The sequence below is a fragment of the Pseudomonas sp. BGI-2 genome (assembly GCF_004310295.1).
Classification (GTDB): Bacteria; Pseudomonadota; Gammaproteobacteria; order Pseudomonadales; family Pseudomonadaceae; genus Aquipseudomonas.
Genome location: NZ_SISB01000015.1, coordinates 107,574 through 122,638, shown reverse-complemented (window position 1 = coordinate 122,638; position 15,065 = coordinate 107,574). Strand labels below are relative to the sequence as shown.

14 protein-coding genes are annotated in these 15,065 nt (G+C 59.4%); 3 read left to right on the top strand and 11 right to left on the bottom strand.

Annotated elements, in window-relative coordinates:
* Positions 1-226: 226 nt before the first annotated feature.
* The 3 genes from creC to EYC95_RS12705 are packed head-to-tail and all read right to left on the bottom strand — an operon-like array spanning position 227 to position 2,891.
* On the bottom strand, positions 227-1,645 hold the full coding sequence (gene creC / locus EYC95_RS12715; RefSeq protein WP_131060668.1) for a two-component system sensor histidine kinase CreC: 1,419 nt from the start codon (positions 1,643-1,645) through the stop codon (positions 227-229).
* Positions 1,645-2,325: a two-component system response regulator CreB gene (gene creB / locus EYC95_RS12710; protein WP_131060667.1), complete on the bottom strand. Its 681-nt coding sequence runs from the start codon at positions 2,323-2,325 to the stop codon at positions 1,645-1,647. Before creB ends, creC begins: the two co-directional genes overlap by 1 nt.
* A 59-nt stretch (positions 2,326-2,384) precedes the next feature.
* On the bottom strand, positions 2,385-2,891 hold the full coding sequence (locus EYC95_RS12705) for an ATP-dependent zinc protease (protein WP_165557454.1): 507 nt from the start codon (positions 2,889-2,891) through the stop codon (positions 2,385-2,387).
* A 291-nt stretch (positions 2,892-3,182) separates the two neighbouring features.
* Between EYC95_RS12705 and EYC95_RS12700 the strand changes: the two genes are divergently transcribed.
* Positions 3,183-4,070, top strand: coding sequence for an acyltransferase (locus EYC95_RS12700; RefSeq protein WP_131060665.1), 888 nt, complete (start codon positions 3,183-3,185; stop codon positions 4,068-4,070).
* A 1-nt stretch (position 4,071) separates the two neighbouring features.
* Here the strand turns inward: EYC95_RS12700 and EYC95_RS12695 are convergent, their stop codons facing one another.
* On the bottom strand, positions 4,072-4,629 hold the full coding sequence (locus EYC95_RS12695; protein ID WP_131060664.1) for a DUF2780 domain-containing protein: 558 nt from the start codon (positions 4,627-4,629) through the stop codon (positions 4,072-4,074).
* A 299-nt stretch (positions 4,630-4,928) separates the two neighbouring features.
* Here EYC95_RS12695 and EYC95_RS12690 point away from each other — a divergent pair, with 299 nt between their 5' ends.
* Positions 4,929-5,141 carry a cold-shock protein gene (locus EYC95_RS12690; RefSeq protein WP_131060672.1) on the top strand — a complete coding sequence of 71 codons (213 nt, stop codon included), beginning with the start codon at positions 4,929-4,931 and terminating at the stop codon, positions 5,139-5,141.
* A gap of 239 nt (positions 5,142-5,380) precedes the next feature.
* A complete protein-coding gene (locus EYC95_RS12685) occupies positions 5,381-5,773 on the top strand; it encodes a hypothetical protein (RefSeq protein ID WP_131060663.1) in 393 nt (130 codons plus the stop codon).
* A 70-nt stretch (positions 5,774-5,843) separates the two neighbouring features.
* Here the strand turns inward: EYC95_RS12685 and fdhA are convergent, their stop codons facing one another.
* From fdhA to glyA, 7 genes are all read right to left on the bottom strand, one after another.
* Positions 5,844-7,043 (bottom strand): formaldehyde dehydrogenase, glutathione-independent, encoded by a 1,200-nt coding sequence (gene fdhA, locus EYC95_RS12680; protein WP_123368613.1) that lies wholly within the window; start codon positions 7,041-7,043, stop codon positions 5,844-5,846.
* Between the two features lie 182 nt (positions 7,044-7,225).
* Positions 7,226-8,083 carry a formyltetrahydrofolate deformylase gene (gene purU / locus EYC95_RS12675; RefSeq protein ID WP_131060662.1) on the bottom strand — a complete coding sequence of 286 codons (858 nt, stop codon included), beginning with the start codon at positions 8,081-8,083 and terminating at the stop codon, positions 7,226-7,228.
* Between the two features lie 127 nt (positions 8,084-8,210).
* On the bottom strand, positions 8,211-8,843 hold the full coding sequence (locus EYC95_RS12670; RefSeq protein WP_131060661.1) for a sarcosine oxidase subunit gamma: 633 nt from the start codon (positions 8,841-8,843) through the stop codon (positions 8,211-8,213).
* 134 nt (positions 8,844-8,977) lie between these two features.
* Entirely contained in the window at positions 8,978-11,995 is a 3,018-nt protein-coding gene (locus EYC95_RS12665; RefSeq protein WP_131060660.1) for a sarcosine oxidase subunit alpha, read from the bottom strand.
* A complete protein-coding gene (locus tag EYC95_RS12660; protein ID WP_131060659.1) occupies positions 11,992-12,321 on the bottom strand; it encodes a sarcosine oxidase subunit delta in 330 nt (109 codons plus the stop codon). The genes EYC95_RS12665 and EYC95_RS12660 overlap by 4 nt, the downstream gene beginning before the upstream one ends.
* Positions 12,322-12,335: 14 nt before the next feature.
* Positions 12,336-13,586: a sarcosine oxidase subunit beta gene (locus EYC95_RS12655; RefSeq protein ID WP_038981138.1), complete on the bottom strand. Its 1,251-nt coding sequence runs from the start codon at positions 13,584-13,586 to the stop codon at positions 12,336-12,338.
* 23 nt (positions 13,587-13,609) lie between these two features.
* A complete protein-coding gene (glyA, locus tag EYC95_RS12650) occupies positions 13,610-14,863 on the bottom strand; it encodes a serine hydroxymethyltransferase (protein ID WP_131060658.1) in 1,254 nt (417 codons plus the stop codon).
* Positions 14,864-15,065 lie beyond the last annotated feature (202 nt).

Below are 15,065 nucleotides of genomic sequence, written 5' to 3'. Positions count from 1 at the left end.
GCGTAATCATCGAGTGCTGCGCGAGCATATTCGTAGCCCACAGGTGCATGTTCCTTCCTCGCCGACAACTGACTTCCAGCGATATCAGTATGGAAGAGAAAGGAACGGACTACCTATATCGCGAGCAAGCTCGCTCCCACATGGGTTCTACCGTGAATACAAAACCTGAGCCCCCCCACAGATCAACTGTGGGAGCGGGCTTGCTCGCGAAGGCCGCAACTCGGTCCTAAGCCAGGCGCAACCTGACTTCAACACCACCCTCGACATTGCCAATGCTCAACGACCCGCCATGCAACTTGACCACCTCTTCCACGAAGTTAAGCCCCAGCCCGGTGCTCTTGCGCCCACTGTCCGGACGCGGCAGCGAATAAAAACGCTCACTTAAACGCGGCAACGCATAGTCCGGAATCGCTTCGGCCTGGTTGAACAGTCTGAACTCGATCTGTTCCCCGACACGCTCGGCACTGAACCGCAGCACACCCTTAGCAGGCGTGAAATCCAAAGCGTTCTCCAGTAGATTCCCCAACGCCTGACGCAACAGAAACGGCTCGCCAAGCAGATTCATATCCGACGCAATTAGCTGTTCCACGCGCAACTTTTTTCCTTCGATCCGCGCGGCCTGGGCGTTCAGCAACTCATTCACCAGACCTGCCAACGGCACCGCCACCCGCTCTTCCAGCCCTTGGCGCTGTTCAACCTGGGCGAGGTTCAGCAACCGTTCAATCAACTGCTGCATCCGCACACTTTCGCTGTCGATGTTGCTGACGAAACGTTGTTGCTGAGCCAACGGCATTTCACCTTGCAGCAACTCCGCCGCACCACGAATCGCCGCCAGTGGGCTTTTCAATTCATGGGTCAGGGTGTGCACATAACGCTCGACGTAGGCTTTGCCTTCCAGCTGCGTTCGCATCTGTTCCACCGCCGTCGCCAGTTGCTCCAGCTCCCCGCCACGATAATGCGGCACCTCGACGCGCCGGCCTTCACTCACCGCCTGCGCATAAGCCGTCAACCGCCGTAGCGCCGCGCTCAACCACCACGACAACAACGCGCCGAACAGCAGACCCAAGCCGATCAGCCCCGCGCCATAGGCGAGCAATCGACGTTCGGTGCGATCAACGTAAGGCTGCAACGAACTGTTGGGCTTGGCCACGGTGACCACGCCGATAATTTGGCCGTTGTCGCGAATCGGCGCGCCGACGTGCATCACTGAGGAGCTCGCATCGTTCGGATCGCTGCGGGTGGAACGCGCGCCGTATTCACCGCGCAACGTCAGGTAGACGTCGTTCCAGCGCGAGTAATCCTGCCCCACCGCTGCGCCACTGGAGTCCAGCGCCACGGTGCCTTTGGCGTCGGTGACGTAGATGCGGTGGTTGACCTGGTTCTTCGGCAAGCCCCAGATACTCGCCTTTGGCTGCCGCTCGCCGTAAGCCTTGAGCAGTTCGGGCCAGCGGTTCTGGTTGAGGGTGCCGGCCTTGAAGTCGTCGCGCAGGATCTCGGCCATCAGGTTGGCGGTGTCGACCAGAGTTTCTTCAGTGGACTGACGCACCCCGGGGCGGATTTCTTCCATCACGGTGTTGAGCACGAAGTAACCGGTCAGGCCGATGAACAGCACGTAGACCAGGAAGATCCGGATCCCCAACGGCATCAGTTGTGCCCCGGGCTGTAGCTGTAGCCGAGGCCGCGATGGGTCTGGATTGGCTCGGCGTCGGCCTTCACCAGACGCAATTTGGCGCGCACGCTTTTGATGTGGCTGTCGATGCTGCGCTCGTAACCGGCATCGGCGGCGACACCCAGCGCATCAAGCAACTGCTCGCGACTGAAGACCCGTTCGGGTTGTTCCAGCAGACATTGCAGCAGACGGAATTCGTGCCGCGTGAGGCTCAATGGCTGATTGCGGTAGCTGATCTGCACGCGTTCGCTGTCGATCCGAAACAACGTCGATGAGACTTCGGCCACCGGTCGCGGCGCCATGCGCTTGAGAATCGCCCGGACCCGCGCCGCGACTTCCCGCGGGCTGAACGGCTTGACCACGTAGTCGTCGGCGCCGATTTCCAGGCCCACCACGCGGTCGATTTCCGCATCACGGGCGCTGAGGAAGATCACCGGCACTTCACTGAAACGCCGCAGCTGCTTGCAGGTCTCAAAGCCGCTGATGTCCGGCAGGCCAATGTCGAGAATGATCAGGTCGGCCGGGGTCTGGCGCTGGTGCTCCAGCGCCGCCGCGCCGAGGCTCAACCAAGTGGTGGTGAACCCCTCGCCCTGCAACGCGAATATCAGGGTGTCGGCAATCGCCGCTTCGTCTTCGACTATCAGGATATGAGGCATGGCGTCCGAGCCCGGCAGTTAAGTGGGCGAACGGTGCCCCAAGCCTCACATTCCGTCAATCAGCAGTCGGGTTTGTCGGCCGTGAAACGCCGCGCCGGGTTTACCGCCGCGTTGAATTCACGCAAGGCCTTGGCACCGATCAACAACGGGTAATTGAAGCTGCTGCGGTCGGTGAGGTTGACCTCCACGGTGCGCTTGACGTTGCCCAGGCACAGTTCCAGATCGACCACCGGACGCTTGGTGGGCTCGATGGCCTCCTTGTCATCCTCGTCTTCTTCGGAGCGGGTCTTGATCTTGCTGATCCGCGCGACCTTGTGCTCGTAGACCTTGTTGCTCGCATCTTTGGTGGCGAGGCGGAAACGCACCCACTCGTCGCCGTCACGGGTGAAAGTTTCGATGTCCTTGGCCGACAGCGACGCCGTCAGGGCGCCGGTGTCCATTTTGGCTTTAAGGACTTCGCCGCCGATTTCCGGCAGCGCAATGTATTCGTAACGCCCGTACAGCGTCGGCTCAGCGGCCAGGACCGGCAGGGCCACGAGGGAAAGCAGTGCAAGGAGGGATTTCACGTGATGGGCATCCATAAGAAGTGGGCTGCGGGATTTTAGACCGTCAGTGAGCAATTCGTTCGTTCTTGAAATCTTTCGCGAGCAGGCTCGCTCCCACAGGGATCTCTGTCGTTCACAGATAATAGGTTCAACACACAAATCCTGTAGGAGCGAGCCTGCTCGCGATGGGGCCGGCATGATCACGGCAGGACCAGCATACCCACGCGAAGGTGAAACATTCGTCACCGCCGATTTGGCCTGTCGCCCGAAGCTGCTTATCATTGCGCGCCCAAATGCTTTCAAGAGTTACTTATGCGCCGCCTGCTCACCGGCTGTTTCGTTACCCTGCTGCTGTTGCTCAACACCTTGGTCCTGTTCGGGCCGCTGATGGTGTTTGCCCTGCTCAAACTGATCCTGCCCGGACGCTTTCGCGACTACGACTCGTGGGTGGTGATGTGGATCGCCGAAACCTGGGCCGAAATCGACAAGCTGATTTTCCGGTTGTGCATCCCCACCCAATGGGACATCCGTGGCGGCGATGACTTGCGCCGCGACACGGCGTACCTGGTGATCAGCAACCATCAATCCTGGGTCGATATCCCGGCGCTGATCCAGACACTCAACCGCCGTACACCGTTCTTCAAGTTCTTCCTCAAGAAAGAACTGATCTGGGTACCGTTTCTGGGCCTGGCATGGTGGGCCTTGGACTATCCGTTCATGAAGCGCTACACCAAGGCATTCCTGGCGAAACACCCTGAGTTGGCCGGGAAGGATCTGGACATCACCAAAGCGGCGTGCGAGCTGTACAAGCGTCAGCCGGTGACCGTGGTCAATTACCTGGAAGGCACCCGATACACCGCGGCGAAAAGCGCTCAGCAGCAGTCACCGTTCACTCACCTGCTCAAGCCCAAGGCCGGCGGCGTGGCGTTTGTATTGGCGGCAATGGGCGAACAGCTGGACGCCGTGCTCGATGTGACGGTGGTGTATCCGCAGCAGAAGATTCCGGGGTTTTGGGACTTGATCAGCGGCAACGTGCCGAAGGTCATTATCGATATCAAGACCCGCGAACTCGACCCGGCGCTGTGGCAAGGCGATTACGAAAACGATCCGGTGTTTCGCGAAACGATCCAGAACTGGGTCAACCAGCTCTGGATCGAGAAGGATCAACGCATCGACGCTTTACGCGCCGGGTATCGCTAGATCAACTACCGGTGCCGGCGCCCCAGATCCCGCCCAGGCTTTCCAGCAGCGAACCGCCAACGCCCTGCTGACCGAGGTACTGCAGAAGCACCGGGGCAAACTGGCCGATCATGCCGCTGTCCATCCCCAATGCGCTGAAAGCATTGTTCAGATCGTTAGTGTTCTTTACGGCGCCCAACGCGTTTTCCAGACCGGCCGATTTACCGGACGATCCGAGCAATCCAGCGAGGGCACCCAGTTGACCGCCGCCGGACAGCTTGTCGATACCCGGTACGCTTTTCGCCAATTCCGAATAGTCAGTCGAGCTCAACTGATTCTTGGCCAGCCCCAACATCGCCGCAGTGCCACCGACGGCTTGCTCGGGTTTTACATTCAACTGCGACGTCAGGGCGCCGAGCAGACCGGCAGTTTCCTGCGTCGGTGCGGCGGCAGTGGCTGCGTTACCGCCCTGCATGCTCGAGGCCGCTTTGGTCACATCTTCCAGGCTGAAACCGGCGAAGACCGGGCTGGCCGCGAGGGTCATCAGCGAAGCCAGTGCAAAACCGCGTGAAATCTTCATCCAGACATCCTCTTGCGCCATGAAAACCGCCCGTGAGCGGACGGGAAAACTGCCGGTTTGACCGGGGTTTGGGGGCGTCGTTCCTTATAGCCGTAGGCATTTTTACCACCGAATCGAAGTACATGTGCGCTATTAAAAATATTCTCATTACATCGAACTTATCTAAATACCTGTCAGATCTGACAGTTGCGACTCATCCGCAGCGTAACTTAAGCTTAATTCGTGACAACGGTAACTGGGTATTGGCCGCTACATAGCCGCTAACACCTCCTCGTTTCGAACACGTAGGAAGCATTAATATATCGAACAGACAAATAGGCACGGTTAAATGGTTCAGTGATACAGAGGGCTTTGGATTCATCACACCAAAAGACGGAGGCGATGATCTTTTCGTACATTTCAAAGCGATAGAATCAGGCGGTTACAACAGTTTCAATGAGGGACAAACCGTAAGTTTTGTTGCGGAAAAGGGGAGAACGGGAATGCAGGCTGTGCAGGTACGCGCTGAGTAAATACTCTACCAACTCCGTTTCGGCTCATTTCTATCGTTCCACTTCATTCGCAAACATGGACGCGGCGATCCAATGATCGCCGCGCATTGCTATTAGCCCAAGCACAGTTATTCAAATATCCTCTAAAAAACAAATAATGAAATAAAAAACGATCTAAAGAACTGTCAGATCTGACAGTTGGCGACAGATTTATATCTCCATAGCATTAGCACTCCAACCATGTAACGGAGTACAACCCAATGTTTAAGAAACTAGCTTTCGGCGTTCTTACCACCTTGGCTCTGACGAGCACTGCCTATGCTGATACCTGCCCGTCCGCCGCGTCGTTTTATAAAGAAAATGGCGAATTCAAAGTGGCGGGACCGAATGGCCTGCTGACAGTTGACGTTGATCCAACCAGTGTTAGTGGAGATGATATTAAAAAACTGATATTTAGCGGCGCGCGTCTCAAAGACAAGGACAACAGCAATGCTAGAGTCGTCTGCCAATATTTAAGTACTCTATCTAAGGCAGATACAAGCGCATCGCTAGTCTTGGCAACAGGCAAGCCCACCCAACCTGATGGTGGTAACTGGAAGGGCGATGACTGTGATCCCAAGGCCGGAGACCTGAACAAGTGCGCATTCAAATAACATCTGAATGCCCTGATATTCAATGAAAAAAGGCAACCCCAAAGGGTTGCCTTTTTTTCACCAGTGATTTTTACGCCGCACTAAACAACTTATGCGGATCAATTACAAACTTCTTCGGCACGCCCGCATCGAACTCGCCATAACCACGTGGCGCGTCATCCAGGCTGATGACTTCCACACCGACGATGTCGGCAATGTGGATACGGTCCCACATGATCGCCTGCATCAGCTGGCGGTTGTACTTCATCACTGGGGTCTGGCCGGTGTGGAAGCTGTGGGATTTGGCCCAGCCCAGACCGAAGCGGATGCTCAGGCTGCCCATTTTTGCGGCGGCGTCGACTGCACCTGGATCTTCAGTCACGTACAGGCCTGGGATACCGATCTTGCCGGCAACCCGAACCACGCCCATCAGCGAGTTGAGCACAGTGGCCGGAGCCTCGTGTTTCACGCCGTCATGGCCGTGACCGCGCGCTTCGAAGCCTACGGCGTCGACGGCGCAATCCACTTCTGGCTCGCCCAGCAGTGCAGCGATCTGTTCGTGCAGCGGGGTGTCCAGGGACAGGTCGGCGATTTCGAAACCCTGCGCCTTGGCGTGCGCCAGGCGGACGGTGTTGACGTCACCGATGATCACCACTGCCGCGCCCAACAGGCGAGCGGAAGCGGCAGCCGCCAGACCGACCGGGCCGGCACCGGCGATGTACACGGTGCTGCCTGGACCAACGCCGGCCGTCACTGCGCCGTGGTAACCGGTGGGCAGGATGTCGGAGAGGCAGGTCAGGTCACGGATTTTTTCCATGGCCTTATCACGGTCAGGGAGTTTCAGCAGGTTGAAGTCGGCGTACGGCACCATCGCGTATTCAGCCTGGCCGCCGGTCCAGTCGCCCATGTCGACGTAACCGTAAGCACCGCCGGGACGCGCCGGGTTAACGCTCAGGCACACACCGGTGTGCATTTCCTTGCAGGAACGGCAGCGCCCGCAAGCCACGTTGAACGGTACGGAAACCAGGTCGCCGATTTGCAGGTTTTCGACGTCGCTGCCCTTCTCGATCACTTCACCGGTAATTTCGTGACCCAGTACCAGGCCGGTCTGGGCGGTGGTACGACCGCGCACCATGTGCTGGTCCGAACCACAGATGTTGGTGGAAACCACGCGCAGGATGACAGCATGGTTAATCTTCCTGCCGCGCGGGTCCTGCATTTTGGGATAGTCGATTTTCTGTATTTCGACCTTGCCATTGCCGAGATACACCACACCACGATTGCCAGACATGCTTTCACCTCGCTGTTGTTTTTATGTAGCGGTCGCGTCGCCAGACAGCGGCGGCGCGTTGATTGCTCGGGTTATTGCCTGTGTCTTTTTGCGTTGTTTGTCAGGGCCTCTTCGCGGGCAAGCCTCGCTCCTACAGAGGTACTCGATCACCTGTAGGAGCGAGGCTTGCCCGCGAAGGCGATCTAAAGAACGACCGTGCGATTGGCGTTCAAAAACACTCGTCTTTCAATGTGATAACCAACAGCCCGTGCCAGCGTCAGCCCTTCAATATCCCGCCCCTTGGCGATCAGGTCTTCGGGGTAATGACTGTGATCCACGGCCTCTACGCCCTGGGCGATGATCGGGCCTTCGTCCAGGTCGTTATTGATGTAATGCGCCGTCGCGCCGACCAGCTTCACGCCCTTGTTGTAGGCCTGGTGATAGGGCTTGGCGCCCTTGAAACCCGGCAGCAGGGAGTGATGGATGTTGATCGCCTTGCCGTCGAGTTTGCGGCACAGCTCTGGCGACAGGACTTGCATGTATCGGGCAAGGATCACCAGTTCGGCGCCGGACTCTTCAATCACTTGCCAGACCTGACGCTCCTGCGACGGTTTGTCGTTCGGGTCCAGCGGGAAGTGGTAGTACGGAATCTGGTGCCATTCCGCCAACGGCTTGAGGTCCGGGTGGTTGGAAACCACGGCGGCCACGTCCATCGACAACTGGCCGATGCGCTGGCGGTAGAGCAAATCGTTGAGGCAGTGATCGGCCTTGGAAACCATGATCACCACTTTTGGCCGGTAGTTCGGCGCAGTCAGTTCGAAGATCATGCCGAAGGCTTGGCCGCGCTCTTCCAGGCCTGCGCGGAAGGCTTGTTCGTCGAAGCCATCAGGCTGGCGGAATTCCACACGAATAAAGAAACGGCCCGAGAGCCGGTCGTCGAAGGAGTGGTGCTCGGTGACGTAGCAGCCCTGCTCGAACAAAAAGCGGGTCACCGCGTCCACGGTGCCGAGAACGCTTGGGCAGTCGGCGGTCAGAATCCATGTGTCTGGGGCGCGGCTCATAGTCGTGTTTCTCCTCTGATCGTTCCCACGCTCTGCGTGGGAATGCCGCCATGGACGCTCTGCGTCCGCCTTTATGTGACGCGGAGCGTCACGGGATGCATTCCCACGCAGAGCGTGGGAACGATCATTACGCCTGAACGCTTAGGCCGTATTCGGCAGCCGCATCCTGCAACCACAACCACCAATAATCCGAGAAGCTGCGACGAATCAGCAGTTCCCAGGTGTCTTCGGCGGTATGGCGGATCACCAGTTGCGACTTGGCAAACACGGTGCCCACGGCCTTACCCACCGGGAAACTGTTGGGGTGCACGTCGTAGCTGGTGGACTTCATCAGCACCTGGCGCACGTTCGGGCCGCTCAGTTCGAGGATCTGCTGGCCGCCGCTGACGTTGGTGATCGCGATGTGCAGATCGCCCAGCGCTTCGCGCAGCTTTTGCTCGGCGGCGAATTCTTCACCGGTCGGCACGATCAGCAGCCATTCATCCGGCCCCATCCATTGCAGGCTGGTTTCGCCTTTGACGACGACGGTCAGCGCACCCGGCAATTCGATACCGAGGGCCTTGTGCACGCCAGCGGCGAAGGCAGCATCGTGGCCATCGCCACGGATGGTCAGGTGGCCGAGGAGTTTTTTCTCACGCACGGTCACTCCGGCGCTTTTGCGGCCCTTGCCCACCAGGCTGGCGAGGTCGGCGTGATGCAGCGACGACTCGGCCTTGGCCCCGGTGGTTGGGCGTTGTTGGTAAACATTGGCTGTGGTCATAAAGCACCTTTCCTGAATTCTTGCATTTCACCTGTGGGAGCGAGGCTTGCCCGCGAAGGGAGCCACGCGGTCTGGCTGATGCACCGCGTTATCGTTCTTCGCGGGCAAGCCTCGCTCCTACAGGGGCGGTGGTGTTAAATGTTCTGGCGATCGCCTTTCGGATCGAAGAACACCGAAGAAACGATTTCCGCCTCGATCACGCTGCCATCCGCCAGCGGTGCGAACACGCGCTCACCGATGCGCTTCAAACCGCCCTTCACCACACCCATGGCAAACGAATAGCCGAGGGAGTTGTGCAGGTAGCTGGATGTCACGTGGCCGACCATCGTCATCGGAATCGCTTGCTTGGTGTTGAACACCAGTTGCGCGCCTTCCGGCAGCCATTTGGTCGGATCGATCGGCTTCAGGCCGACCAACTGTTTGCGCTGATCACGCACGCAGTCTTCACGGTTCATGCCACGCTGGCCGATCCATGAGAAAGGTTTAGTGCGACCGACGCACCAGCCCATGTTCAGGTCGTCCGGAGTCATCGAGCTGTCAGTGTCCTGCCCGACGATGATGAAGCCCTTCTCGGCCCGCAGAACGTGCATGGTTTCAGTGCCATATGGCGTCAGGTTGTACTGCTTGCCAGCATCAACAATTTTTTCCAGCACGCCCATCGCATAGTCGGCTTGCACGTTGACTTCGTACGACAGCTCACCGGTAAACGAAATCCGGAACACCCGCGCCGGCACACCGCCGACCAGGCCTTCTTTCCAGGTCATGAACGGGAACGCTTCGTTGGTCAGATCGATGTCGGTGACTGCGCTGAGCAGCTTGCGGCTGTTCGGCCCGGACAAGGTCATGGTTGCCCAGTGGTCAGTCACGGAAGTGAAGTACACCTTCAGGTCTGGCCATTCGGTCTGGGAGTAGATTTCCAGCCATTGCAGCACGCGTGCCGCGCCGCCTGTGGTGGTGGTCATGACGAAATGGTTGTCGGCGAGGCAAGCGGTGACGCCGTCGTCGAAGACCATGCCATCTTCTTTGCACATCAGGCCATAACGCGCCTTGCCCACGTCGAGCTTGGTCCAGGCGTTGGTGTAGATGCGGTTGAGGAACTCACGCGCATCCGGGCCCTGAATGTCGATCTTGCCCAGGGTCGAAGCGTCCAGCAGGCCGACGCTGTCGCGCACGGCTTTGCATTCGCGTTTCACGGCGGTATGCAGGTCTTCACCGGTTTTCGGGAAGTACCAAGGACGTTTCCACTGACCGACGTCTTCAAACTCGGCGCCGTTCTTCACGTGCCAGTGATGCAGCGCGGTGAAACGAACCGGCTCGAATATGTGCCCACAGTGACGGCCGGCCACGGCGCCGAAGGTCACCGGCGTGTAGTTCGGACGGAACATGGTAGTGCCCATCTGCGGGATGGTCACGTTCAGCGAACGGGCGGCGATGGCCAGACCGTTGACGTTGCCGAGCTTGCCCTGGTCAGTACCAAAGCCCAGTGCGGTGTAGCGTTTGACGTGTTCGACCGACTCGAAGCCTTCGCGGGTCGCCAGTTCGATGCCGGCCGCAGTGACGTCGTTCTGCAGATCAACGAATTGCTTCGGTCCGCGTGTCGTGCCTTTTTCGTGCGGCACCTGGAACAGCGCCAGAGTCGGTTCTTCCAAACGGCTCAGGGCTTTCGGCAAAGTGCCTTCGACCACGCTGAAACCGGCTTCGCTGGCCGCGCGAGCGCCGCCTTCAAAACCATCGGCCAGGGAATCGCCGAGACCGTAGACGCCATTGATGCCGCCGACGCACACGCGTTTCTGCGGTGCTTCGCCCGGTACGAAACCGAGGATGTCTTCACGCCAGGTCGGCTTGCCGCCCAGGTGCGAGGCCAGGTGAACCACCGGGCTGTAACCGCCGGAACTGGCAATCAGGTCGCAATCAAGCCACTCACCAGGACTGGTCACAGCGTGCGCTTTGACATCGATCGCGGCAACGCGAGCAGCGGTCACGCGCTTGCTGCCACGGGTTTCGATTACAGCGCTACCGGTCAGGATGCGGATGCCTTTGGCGCGCGCTTCTTCAACCAGCGCACCGCGCGGGTTGCTGCGGGCATCGGCGATGGCCACGACTTGCAGGCTGGCGTCGAGCCAATCCAGAGCAACACGGTAAGCGTGGTCGTTGTTGGTCGACAGCACGAGCTTTTTGCCCGGTGCCACGCCATAACGACGCACGTAAGTCGACACAGCGCCAGCGAGCATGTTGCCCGGCACGTCGTTGTTGCCATAAACCAGTGGACGCTCGTGAGCGCCGGTCGCCAGCACCACACGCTTGGCGCGAACACGGTGGATGCGCTGACGCACCTGGCCAATCGGTGCGCGGTCGCCGAGGTGATCGGTCAGGCGCTCGTGAATGGTCAGGAAGTTATGGTCGTGGTAACCGTTAACCGTGGCGCGCGGCAACAGCAGCACGTCCGGGGTGTCTTTGAGTTCGGCGATGACGCTGGCGACCCATTCGGTAGCCGGTTTGCCGTCGAGACTTTCGCGGGAGTCGAGCAGGCTGCCGCCGAACTCTTCCTGCTCATCGGCGAGGATGACGCGGGCACCGCTGCGAGCTGCTGCCAGTGCGGCGGCCAGGCCTGCGGGGCCACCGCCGACGATCAGCACGTCGCAGTGCTGGTTCATGTAGTCGTAGGTGTCCGGATCGTTCTCGGTCGGCGAGCGGCCAAGACCGGCGGCCTTTCGAATGTACTTTTCGTAAGTCATCCAGAACGATTGCGGGTACATGAAGGTTTTGTAGTAGAAGCCCGGCGGCATCAGCTTGCCGCCGACCTTGCCGAGAATCCCCATCATGTCGTTGTTCACGCTCGGCCAGCCGTTGGTGCTGGTGGCGACCAAACCTTGATACAGCGCTTGTTGCGTGGCGCGTACGTTCGGGATCTGCGTGGCTTCGGTCGCGCCGATCTGCAGCACGGCGTTCGGCTCTTCAGCACCGGCGGCAAAGATGCCGCGCGGACGGGAGTACTTGAAGCTGCGGCCGATAATGTCGACACCGTTGGCCAGCAAGGCGGCGGCCAGGGAATCACCTTCAAAGCCTTTGTAGGTCTGGCCGTTGAAGGTGAAGCTCAGCACTTTGTTGCGGTCGATCCGTCCGCCGTTGGACAGGCGATTGATCTGGCTCATACCTTCTCTCCCAGAGCCGTCGTGGCCGCTTTCGGGCTATCGGTCTTGTCGGTGAACTGCGGCTTGGCGCCGATCTTGTAGGTTTCGAGAATCTCGTAGGTCACGGTGTCACGGGTGGCGTTGAAGTACTGACGGCAACCGGCGACGTGATCCCACAATTCGTGGTGCAGACCGCGAGGGTTATCGCGGAAGAACATGTAGTCGCCCCACTCCTCGTCGGTGCAGGTCGTCGGGTCCAGTGGGCGCGGGATGTGCGCCTGGCCGGATGCATGGAATTCCTCTTCGGAGCGCAGCTCGCCGCAGTGAGGACAGAAGATATGCAACATGGGGATTTCTCCTGTTAGTGGGCAACCGCAGCAGCGCCGTGTTCGTCGATCAACGCACCGTTGTGGAAACGGTCGATGGAGAAAGGTGCAGCCAATGGGTGCATTTCACCCTTGGCCAGACTCGCGGCAAACACGTTGCCCGAGCCAGGTGTTGCCTTGAAGCCACCGGTGCCCCAACCGCAGTTGAAGAACATGTTCGGCACAGGTGTTTTCGAAATGATCGGGCACGCATCCGGCGTGGTGTCGACGATGCCGCCCCACTGACGGTTCATGCGTACGCGGGACAAGACCGGGAACATCTCGACGATGGCCTGAACGGTGTGCTCGATCACCGGGTACGAACCACGCTGGCCGTAGCCGTTGTAGCCGTCGATGCCGGCGCCGATCACCAGGTCGCCCTTGTCGGACTGGCTGATGTAACCGTGTACGGCGTTGGACATGATCACGCTGTCGATAATCGGTTTGATCGGTTCGGACACCAGCGCTTGCAGCGGATGGGATTCGATCGGCAGACGGAAACCGGCAAGTTTGGCCATGTGCCCAGAGTTACCGGCGGTCACTACACCGACGCGTTTGGCGCCGATGAAGCCTTTGTTGGTTTCAACGCCGATGCACACGCCGTTTTCCTTGCGGAAACCGATCACTTCGGTCTGTTGAATCAAATCCACGCCCAGTGCGTCGGCGGCACGGGCAAAGCCCCACGCCACGGCATCGTGACGGGCCACGCCGCCGCGACGCTGGACGGTTGCACCCATCACCGGGTAGCGCGTGTTCTTCGAGCAGTCGAGGTACGGAATCTCGTCGGCCACTTGTTTGGCGTCGAGCAATTCGCCGTCCACGCCGTTGAGGCGGTTGGCGCTGACCCGACGCTCGGAATCACGAATGTCCTGCAGGGTGTGGCACAGGTTGTAAACGCCGCGCTGGGAGAACATCACGTTGTAGTTCAGGTCCTGGGACAGGCCTTCCCACAATTTCATCGCGTGTTCGTACAGGTGCGCCGACTCATCCCACAGGTAGTTGGAGCGAACGATGGTGGTGTTGCGCGCGGTGTTACCGCCGCCCAGCCAGCCTTTCTCGACCACGGCCACGTTGGTGATGCCGTGCTCTTTGGCCAGGTAGTAGGCGGTCGCCAGACCATGCCCGCCACCGCCGACGATGACCACGTCATAGACCTTTTTAGGGGTCGGCGTGCGCCACATTTTCTGCCAGTTTTCGTGATGGCTGAGGGAGTGTTTGAAGAGGCCGAAGCCCGAGTAGCGTTGCATAGTCATTTACTCCAAAACCGCGCTCAGCGATAAACCGGGAAGTCCGCGCACAGGGCCGAAACTTGCTGGGCGACGTTCGCTTCAACATCGGCGTCGCCGAGGTTGTCGAGGATGTCGCAGATCCAGCCGGCCAGCGTGACGCACTGGGTCACCTTGAAGCCGCGAGTGGTCACCGCCGGGGTGCCGATGCGCAGACCGGAGGTGACGAACGGCGACTGTGGATCGTTCGGCACAGCGTTCTTGTTCACGGTGATGTGGGCGCGACCGAGTGCTGCATCCGCCTCTTTACCGGTGAGGCCCTGACGGATCAGGCTGACCAGGAACAGGTGGTTGTCTGTGCCGCCGGACACTACATCGTAGCCGCGTTTTATAAAGATGCTGGCCATGGCCTGGGCGTTGTCGATCACTTGTTGCTGATAGGCCTTGAAACCAGGCTCCAACGCTTCCTTGAAGCACACCGCCTTACCGGCGATCACGTGCATCAACGGGCCGCCCTGACCACCGGGGAATACGGCAGCGTTGAATTTCTTTTCCAACTCTTCATTGGCCTTGGCCAGGATCAGACCGCCACGAGGACCGCGAAGGGTTTTGTGAGTAGTGGTAGTGACCACATCAGCGTACGGCAGCGGGTTCGGGTACAGCCCGGCAGCGACCAGACCGGCCACGTGAGCCATGTCGACAAAGAGATAAGCGCCGACTTTGTCAGCGATCTGACGGAAGCGCGGGAAGTCCAGGGTCTTCGAGTAAGCGGAGAACCCGGCGATGATCATTTTCGGCTTGTGCTCGACCGCCATGCGCTCGACTTCGTCGTAATCGATCAGGCCGGTGACGGTGTCGATGCCGTACTGCACAGCGTTATAGAGCTTGCCGGAGAAGCTGACCTTGGCGCCGTGGGTCAAGTGACCGCCGTGGGCCAGGCTCATGCCCAACACGGTGTCGCCCGCCTGCAGCAGCGCAAGGAATACCGCGGCGTTGGCCTGGCTGCCGGAGTGCGGCTGAACGTTGGCGTAATCGGCGCCGAACAGCTGCTTGGCGCGTTCGATGGCCAGCGCTTCAACCTTGTCGACGTGCTCGCAGCCGCCGTAGTAGCGCTTGCCCGGATAGCCTTCGGCGTATTTGTTGGTCAGGCCACTGCCTTGCGCTTCCATGACGCGTTTGCTGGTGTAGTTTTCGGACGCGATCAGCTCGATGTGATCTTCCTGGCGTTGCTCCTCGGCATTCATCGCCGCCAGCAGTGCATCGTCGTAACCCTGGATCTGGTCTTGCTTGCTGAACATCGCGTCTCTCCCAGCGGCGGCGGTGCGCCATTCGTCTCGGTGAGGCACGTACCTTTCGGCAGTGCCCTTTGGATGCGATGGTATGACCGGCGCAGACAGGTCAAATGCCTATGGACGCCACGCAAAGGTGCGTTTACGACATGGGCTGAAATGGCTGTTCAGACACAGCCCTCTAATCAGCGAAGAACCCTGTGGGAGCGGG

Excerpts from the sequence above, each read along its gene's own strand:
- EYC95_RS12685 (WP_131060663.1), top strand. The coding sequence starts at position 5,381 with ATGTTTAAGAAACTAGCTTTCGGCGTTCTTACCACCTTGGCTCTGACG.
- purU (WP_131060662.1), bottom strand. The coding sequence starts at position 8,083 with ATGAGCCGCGCCCCAGACACATGGATTCTGACCGCCGACTGCCCAAGC.
- EYC95_RS12695 (WP_131060664.1), bottom strand. The coding sequence starts at position 4,629 with ATGAAGATTTCACGCGGTTTTGCACTGGCTTCGCTGATGACCCTCGCG.
- creC (WP_131060668.1), bottom strand. The coding sequence starts at position 1,645 with ATGCCGTTGGGGATCCGGATCTTCCTGGTCTACGTGCTGTTCATCGGC.
- EYC95_RS12660 (WP_131060659.1), bottom strand. The coding sequence starts at position 12,321 with ATGTTGCATATCTTCTGTCCTCACTGCGGCGAGCTGCGCTCCGAAGAG.
- creB (WP_131060667.1), bottom strand. The coding sequence starts at position 2,325 with ATGCCTCATATCCTGATAGTCGAAGACGAAGCGGCGATTGCCGACACC.
- EYC95_RS12655 (WP_038981138.1), bottom strand. The coding sequence starts at position 13,586 with ATGCAACGCTACTCGGGCTTCGGCCTCTTCAAACACTCCCTCAGCCAT.
- EYC95_RS12665 (WP_131060660.1), bottom strand. The coding sequence starts at position 11,995 with ATGAGCCAGATCAATCGCCTGTCCAACGGCGGACGGATCGACCGCAAC.
- glyA (WP_131060658.1), bottom strand. The coding sequence starts at position 14,863 with ATGTTCAGCAAGCAAGACCAGATCCAGGGTTACGACGATGCACTGCTG.
- EYC95_RS12700 (WP_131060665.1), top strand. The coding sequence starts at position 3,183 with ATGCGCCGCCTGCTCACCGGCTGTTTCGTTACCCTGCTGCTGTTGCTC.
- EYC95_RS12670 (WP_131060661.1), bottom strand. The coding sequence starts at position 8,843 with ATGACCACAGCCAATGTTTACCAACAACGCCCAACCACCGGGGCCAAG.
- fdhA (WP_123368613.1), bottom strand. The coding sequence starts at position 7,043 with ATGTCTGGCAATCGTGGTGTGGTGTATCTCGGCAATGGCAAGGTCGAA.